At 72.7% G+C, this 5,958-nt stretch carries 7 protein-coding genes; 1 reads left to right on the top strand and 6 read right to left on the bottom strand.

Translation table 11 applies throughout. The features are described 5' to 3' along the window. The 6 genes from AB0C69_RS36560 to AB0C69_RS36535 all read right to left on the bottom strand — a co-directional run. A partial coding sequence (locus AB0C69_RS36560) for a helix-turn-helix domain-containing protein (protein WP_360360115.1) occupies positions 1 to 262 on the bottom strand: 262 nt, incomplete at its 3' end. A gap of 99 nt (positions 263 to 361) precedes the next feature. After that, positions 362 to 1,105, bottom strand: coding sequence for a sugar isomerase domain-containing protein (locus tag AB0C69_RS36555; RefSeq protein ID WP_353835868.1), 744 nt, complete (start codon positions 1,103 to 1,105; stop codon positions 362 to 364). Beyond that, on the bottom strand, positions 1,098 to 1,580 hold the full coding sequence (locus tag AB0C69_RS36550; protein ID WP_345186762.1) for a PTS sugar transporter subunit IIA: 483 nt from the start codon (positions 1,578 to 1,580) through the stop codon (positions 1,098 to 1,100). The genes AB0C69_RS36555 and AB0C69_RS36550 overlap by 8 nt, the downstream gene beginning before the upstream one ends. Further along, positions 1,577 to 1,879, bottom strand: a complete 303-nt coding sequence (locus tag AB0C69_RS36545) for a PTS sugar transporter subunit IIB (protein ID WP_185024408.1) — start codon at positions 1,877 to 1,879, stop codon at positions 1,577 to 1,579. The genes AB0C69_RS36550 and AB0C69_RS36545 overlap by 4 nt, the downstream gene beginning before the upstream one ends. A gap of 67 nt (positions 1,880 to 1,946) precedes the next feature. Beyond that, positions 1,947 to 3,380: a PTS ascorbate transporter subunit IIC gene (locus tag AB0C69_RS36540; protein WP_360360111.1), complete on the bottom strand. Its 1,434-nt coding sequence runs from the start codon at positions 3,378 to 3,380 to the stop codon at positions 1,947 to 1,949. 101 nt (positions 3,381 to 3,481) lie between these two features. After that, positions 3,482 to 4,213, bottom strand: coding sequence for a GntR family transcriptional regulator (locus AB0C69_RS36535; RefSeq protein WP_360360108.1), 732 nt, complete (start codon positions 4,211 to 4,213; stop codon positions 3,482 to 3,484). Positions 4,214 to 4,408: 195 nt separating this feature from the next. Between AB0C69_RS36535 and AB0C69_RS36530 the strand changes: the two genes are divergently transcribed. Then, positions 4,409 to 5,740: a hypothetical protein gene (locus tag AB0C69_RS36530; RefSeq protein WP_360360105.1), complete on the top strand. Its 1,332-nt coding sequence runs from the start codon at positions 4,409 to 4,411 to the stop codon at positions 5,738 to 5,740. Positions 5,741 to 5,958: the final 218 nt, after the last annotated feature.

The raw sequence follows: 5,958 nt of genomic DNA, 5'->3' as shown, positions 1-5,958 counted from the left end.
GGACGCAGGTGACCAGGCCGGCGGTTTCGAGGGTGATGAGGGCCGCGCGGGCGGTGGAGCGGGATACGCCGTGGCGTCGGGCGAGTTGGTTCAGGTTGCTGTCCGCCCTCTCGAACCTGTCCTGCGTCTCGGCTCGCGTCCAGGACAGTCCGAGCTCTTCCAGCACGAGCGTGAACTCCATCAGGTCGAGCTTCTCGTCGCCGCCGAGGTCCCCGCGCGTGAACACGGCAAGCAGTTCGTCCCCGGTCGGTCTCGTCGTCATCTCGCTCCTCGTTCAGGTCCGAAGTTGACCCCGCATCATGTCAAACAGGTGTGGGCCGGCCCTAGGAGAAACGCCGCGGGAGGATGCCCGGTTCCCCGGTCAGCCCTCGCCCGTCAGCTCGGGGACGCGGTGGCGGTAGCGCTCCAGCAGCGCGGCGTTCACCTCGTCGCCGCCGGGGACGTTCGCGCTCGTCCAGCGCGGCGGCTCCACGCCGCGCGCCGCCGCCAGGTCGTCGAGGTCGGCGAGCACCCGCGCCCACGCGTACGCGGCGAGGACGGTGGAGACCGCCGCGGTGCGCGGCGCGCCCGCCGGATGGAGCACGTCCCCGGGCGGGACGCAGGTGTCGAGCACGATGGCCGCGTGGTCGGCGAGGGTCGTGTCGGTCCGCGCCGCCGCGCCCCGCGACGCCCGCGCCGACGTCACCGCGACGACCGGCACGCCCCGCGCCTCGCACTCCCGCGCGACCTCCACCGGGTAGGGGTTGCGGCCGCTGGTGGAGAACACCACCGCCACGTCGGGCGGGGCGGGCGCGGCCTTCTCGACGACGGCGCGCCCCACCCCGTCCCGCCGCTCGGCGCGGGTGCTGCGCAGCGCGTGGTCGAGCGGGAAGACGGCCGGGTCCCAGATCGGGCGGACGGCGGCGAGGCCCCCGGCCCGGTAGAACGTCTCGAACACCATCGCCAGGGAGTGCCCGGCGCCGGCGACGTGCACGATCCCGCCGGCCTCGATCGCGTCGAGGAGCAGGGCGGCCGCGTCGCCGGCCGCCCCGCCCGAGGTCGAGTCGAGGTCGTCGAGCAGGGAGCGCACCCTGGCGGGGAACCCCGAGGACGCCGCGTCAGGCATTCGGCAGAGCCTCCTTCAGGATGCGGGCGAGGTCGTCCTCGCCGGAAGCGGCGCGCAGGCGGTCGGCGAGTCCGCCCGACAGCGCGCGCGCCAGCCCGGACAGGGTGCCGACGTGCGCGTCGGGGTCGGGCGTGCAGAACGCCAGCAGCAGGTCGACCGGGTCGTTGTCGGGATGGCCGAACTCGACGGGCCCGGCCAGCCGGGTCACGCCGACGCCGACGGCCAGGCCGCCCTCCTCGGGGCGGGCGTGGACGAGCGCGAGCCCCTTGGTCAGCACGATGTACGGGCCGTTCTCCTCCACCACCCGGACGCACGCCTCCGGGTAGCCCGCGCCCGCCGCGCCCGCGGCGACCAGGGCGGAGGCCGCCGTGCGGACGGCCTCCCGCCAGTCGCCCGCCGTCGCCCCGTCCGCCGCGGCCACGATCGTGCCCGGCGCGGCGGCCCCGGCGGCCGCCCCCTCGGAACGGGCCGTCACGAGAGCCAGCCCTGCTCGGTGAGGCGCTCCCTGAGCTGGGCCTCCAGGCCCTCCTTGTCCAGGAAGTCGCTGATGGTGATCACCACGGGCGCCAGGTCGGCGATCTCGCCGGTGTGCATGCCCTGGCCGATCACCACGTCGGGCGACATCCCGCGCGCCGTGGACACGTCGGTGTTCTCCACCCGGGCGTCCACGCCGAGCGAGCGCAGCGCGTCCTCGGCGGTCATCTTGAGCATCAGGCTGGAGCCCATGCCGACGCCGCAGACCGCGAGGATCTCCAGTTGCCGGTCCAGTGCCATGTCGTCCTTCTCTCCTCGTAGGGACGGTCGGGCCCGCGCGGACGTCCGGCGGGCCCTGCGTGGTCCGTCAGGCCTCCGCGGGGGCCGCGCTCTCGGGCGCCGCCGCCTCCTCCTCCGCCGCCCGGCGCTTCTCGGCCCGGCCGAGGAGCAGCAGGGTAGTGATCATCGCGCCGACCGCGACCGCGGGGACGAGCCAGATCGAGTTGCCGCCGACGACCGGGTCCGCGGCCTTCAGCAGCCAGCCGATCGCGTACCAGTCGGGGTCGGCGAGCGTCGCCAGCTCGGGCGCGGTCCGCTCGTACAGGCCCCAGGTGACGGCCTGCCCGACGGCGAGGATCAGCCCGGTGACGACGCCGCCGAGCACGGCGCCGCGCCAGCCCGCCACCACGTTCCCGAACAGCGCCGCCGCGCCGCCCACGAAGAACAGCATGATCATGGGCGGGGCGAGGGTGAACCAGCCGGCGCCGGCGAACACGCCGAGGCAGACCAGGAACACCACGGTCGACGAGACGAACCCGACCATGACGGCGGTCGGCGCGACGGGGAAGACGGTGGGCGCGTCGAGCGCGGGGCGGGTGCCCGGGATGACGCGGTCGCTGAACCCCTTGAACGCCGGGACGATCTCACCGAGGAACATCCGCACGCCGAACAGCAGGATCGCGATGCCGCCCGCGAAGCGCAGGCCCACCAGGACCGCCCACACCCACGGCGACAGCTTGTCGTCCATCTCGGCCGTGGCCTTGGCGACCACGCCGTGGTCGGCGAACGCGACCCCGACCAGCATGATCACGGTGATGATCAGCGCGGTGCTGACGTTGACGTCCTTGAAGAACGACAGCTGCCGCGGCAGCTTCAGCTTCTCGGTGTCGTGCTTGTCGCGGCTGCCGAGCGGGCGGGCCGCGTAGCCGGTGATCAGGCAGGCGAGCGAGCTGGTGTGCGCGAACCCGAACCGGTCGTCCGGCATGACGCGGCGCATCAGCGGGCGCATCCACAGCGGCTGCAGCGTCCAGTACGCGGCGACGAACCCGGCCCCGCAGAGCACGAGCGTGAGCTGGTCGGCGCCGGGCGCGATCGTCACCAGGGAGGCGACGGTGACCGTGCTGACCCAGAACATCAGGTGGCCGGTCAGGTACAGGTACCGGGCCGCGGGGAAGAGCCGCACGACCAGCACGTGCGCCAGGAACGCGACCGTGATCACCAGCGCGATCGTCCCGCCCTGGTCGGCGAGGAAGTCGGCGAGGGTGTTGTCGGCCTTCGGCGGCGTGGTCCCCATCGCGCTGGCGAGCACGGTCTGGAAGCTCGTCAGCCCGCCGGTGAAGACCTCGATGCCGATGAACAGGATGACCACGCCGATCGTGGCGCGCAGCGCCCCGGCGAAGACGTCCTCGAACCGCTTGCGCTGCAGGAGCAGGCCCGCCAGCGTGATGAGCCCGATGAGGATGGGCACCTGGCCGAACACGTTGTCGGCCAGGAAGGTGAGGATGTCCTTGATGACGTCCATGGTGAACTCGCCTCACATCTCGGGGGATGGGTGGTGCGCTGTCGCCCCCGTCAGCGCGGACGGACGATCGTGCGCCCGGGACGCGGCGCCCGGGCGTGCGGTCAGTGGTTCGGTGGTCGCAGGTCCAGTTCCAGCCGGTACCGGTCGCCGCGGTAGAGGGACCGGACGTACTCCAGCGGCCGGCCGTCCGCGTCCCTGGTGATCCGCTCGAACAGGAACGCCGGCATGTGCACCGGGACGCCGAGCTCGGCGGCCTCCTCGGCGGTGGTGACGGTCGGCTCGATGGTCTCGGTGCCCGAGGCGATCACGACGCCGTTGCCCCGGAGCAGGTCGTAGAACGACCGCCCCTCCAGGTCGCTCCGCCGCAGGTCCGGCATGAGCGCCCGCGGCAGGTAGAGGGTCTCGATGGCCATGGGGGCCTCGTCGGCCAGCCGGAGCCGCCGAATGGTAAATACCTCTTCGACGGGCGACAGGGCCAGCCGGCGGCCGATCCGCGCCCCCGCGGTCTCGGTGCGGAACGACAGCACCCTGCCGCCCGGCTTCATCCCGCGCCTGATCATGTCCTCGGTGAACGAGGTCATGGTCAGGGACACGGCGATCCGGGGTTCGGCCACGTAGGTCCCGCTGCCGTGCCGCCGGTCGAGCAGGCCCTCGGCCACGAGCCCGTCGATGGCCTGGCGCAGCGTCGGCCGCGAGACGCCGAGGTCCTCGGCCAGCCGGCGCTCGGACGGCAGCGCGTCCCCGACGTCCAGATCGTCCAACATCGCCAGCAGCTCGCGGCGCACCGCCTGCCGTTTCGTGCTCGCGGCCCGGCCCTCACCGGCGGATGGCACGCCTGTCACCTCCTTTGACGCGGTTCCTGTCGTCGCACACGGTATGTCCCATTATGGCGACTGGTCAATACCACTTTGGCGATGTTTGCCGTGGTCATGGCCGGGGGGCCCGAACTACCGTCTCGGCAGGTCGGCAGACGGTGCCGATCACGACCGTGTCGACGCCGCGCTCGCCGCGGCGAGGAAGGCGGCCAGATGAGGAAGCTCGTGCGCGGCGCAGTGGCGCTGGCCCTGCCGATGCTCATGCCGGCGGCGCTCAGCGCGGCGCCGGCCCAGGCGGAGGCGGGCCGGCCGGGGGCGAGGGACGGCTGGAGGCTGGTGGCCTCCGAGCCGTTCGACCGGCGCATCGACGACGCGAAGGCTCCCTGGAGGCCGGACGGCGACGGCCCGTCCAGTCCGTACGACGTCGATGTCTACGACAACGACGGCGCCTACTTCGACACGATGGGCGGCCCGGCCTTCCGGACGCAGCTCGCGAAGATGAAGACCTACCGAAAGTCGTTCACGTTCGGGAAGCGCGGCTGGCTCACCGCCGAGCTGGCCGCCCGCGACGCCGACGGGGACGGCCGGCCGGACGCGCCGCCCACGCTCACCTCCGGCAAGGGCGTGGCCCGGCTGGACGAGCCCGCCCACCAGGCGGGCGTCGTCATCCGCTCGACCCGCGACCTGCCCGCCGAGTACCGGGTGGAGATGACGCTGCGCGGGCTGGACTTCGGCGGCCGGCGGAACGGGTCGTGGGACTATCCGGACGGCCGGGTCAACGGCTACTCGCCGGAGGGCTGCAAGACCAACTTCCCCTGGGCGTCCGGCGGCGACTACGCGCGGCCCGAGTGCGAGTGGGCCGACGTCCGGACCGACTCCAACGGCTTCTACTACATGTCGATCATGGACTACCGGCAGGTGGCGCCGCACAACAACGTGTTCGTCCACGGCCATCGCAAGGTCGCCATGGACGGCTACAACCGCTACAAGTACACCGGCAAGGGCCTGCTGTACTGCAACCCGGCCACCGGGCAGTACGAGCCGTACTCCGCCGGGACGGGCAACGGCGTCAACGCGATCTTCATGACCGACGACCGCCGCTACCCGACCATGCCGGGCACCGAGTACCTCATGGAGAGCGAGTGCGGGCTGCGCAAGGGCGGCGCCATCGTCTCGACCGTCGACCTGAGGCCCGAGCTGCTGCCCGCCGAGCCGTACACGTTCGCCGTGGAGCGGCGCGACGGCGCCTACACGATGGAGATGTCCGGGGTCTTCGCGCACGTGGGGAAGGCGACCCTGCGCTACACGCGCTCGTTCGTCCAGGACGGCGAGCCGATCTGGCACTACAACCAGAAGCCCGGCGAGTACGACGGCCGGTTCAACGCCGACTGGACCTGGACGGGGCCGGGCGGCACCCTCGTCGACCGCGACACCTGGCCGGCCGGGTCCGCCTACCCCGACCGGTTCATGATCGGTGACCCGCACATGAACTTCTACGAGGGCTCGGCGCAGGTGGACGACATCCGCCTGTACGTCCCGCGCTAGCGGACCGGCGCCCGCCCTGCCCGGCGACGGCGGCCACGACGGTCATCGCGCCGAACACCGGCACCAGGAACGCCGACTCCTGCTGGCTCCGTGTCAGGGGACGGCCTAGATCTCGGGCACGCCGGCCCCGCTTTGGCGGGTGCTCTCTCACTCACGGGTCACGCCTCTCGTCGGAAGGCCTGACCGGCACCAACGGCGCTGGTCGAGGCCCTCATCGC

The sequence above is a fragment of the Actinomadura sp. NPDC048032 genome (genome assembly GCF_040653175.1).
In the GTDB taxonomy this organism is placed as follows: Bacteria; Actinomycetota; Actinomycetes; order Streptosporangiales; family Streptosporangiaceae; genus Spirillospora; species Spirillospora verrucosospora.
This window is presented reverse-complemented; position numbering and strand designations above follow the sequence as displayed.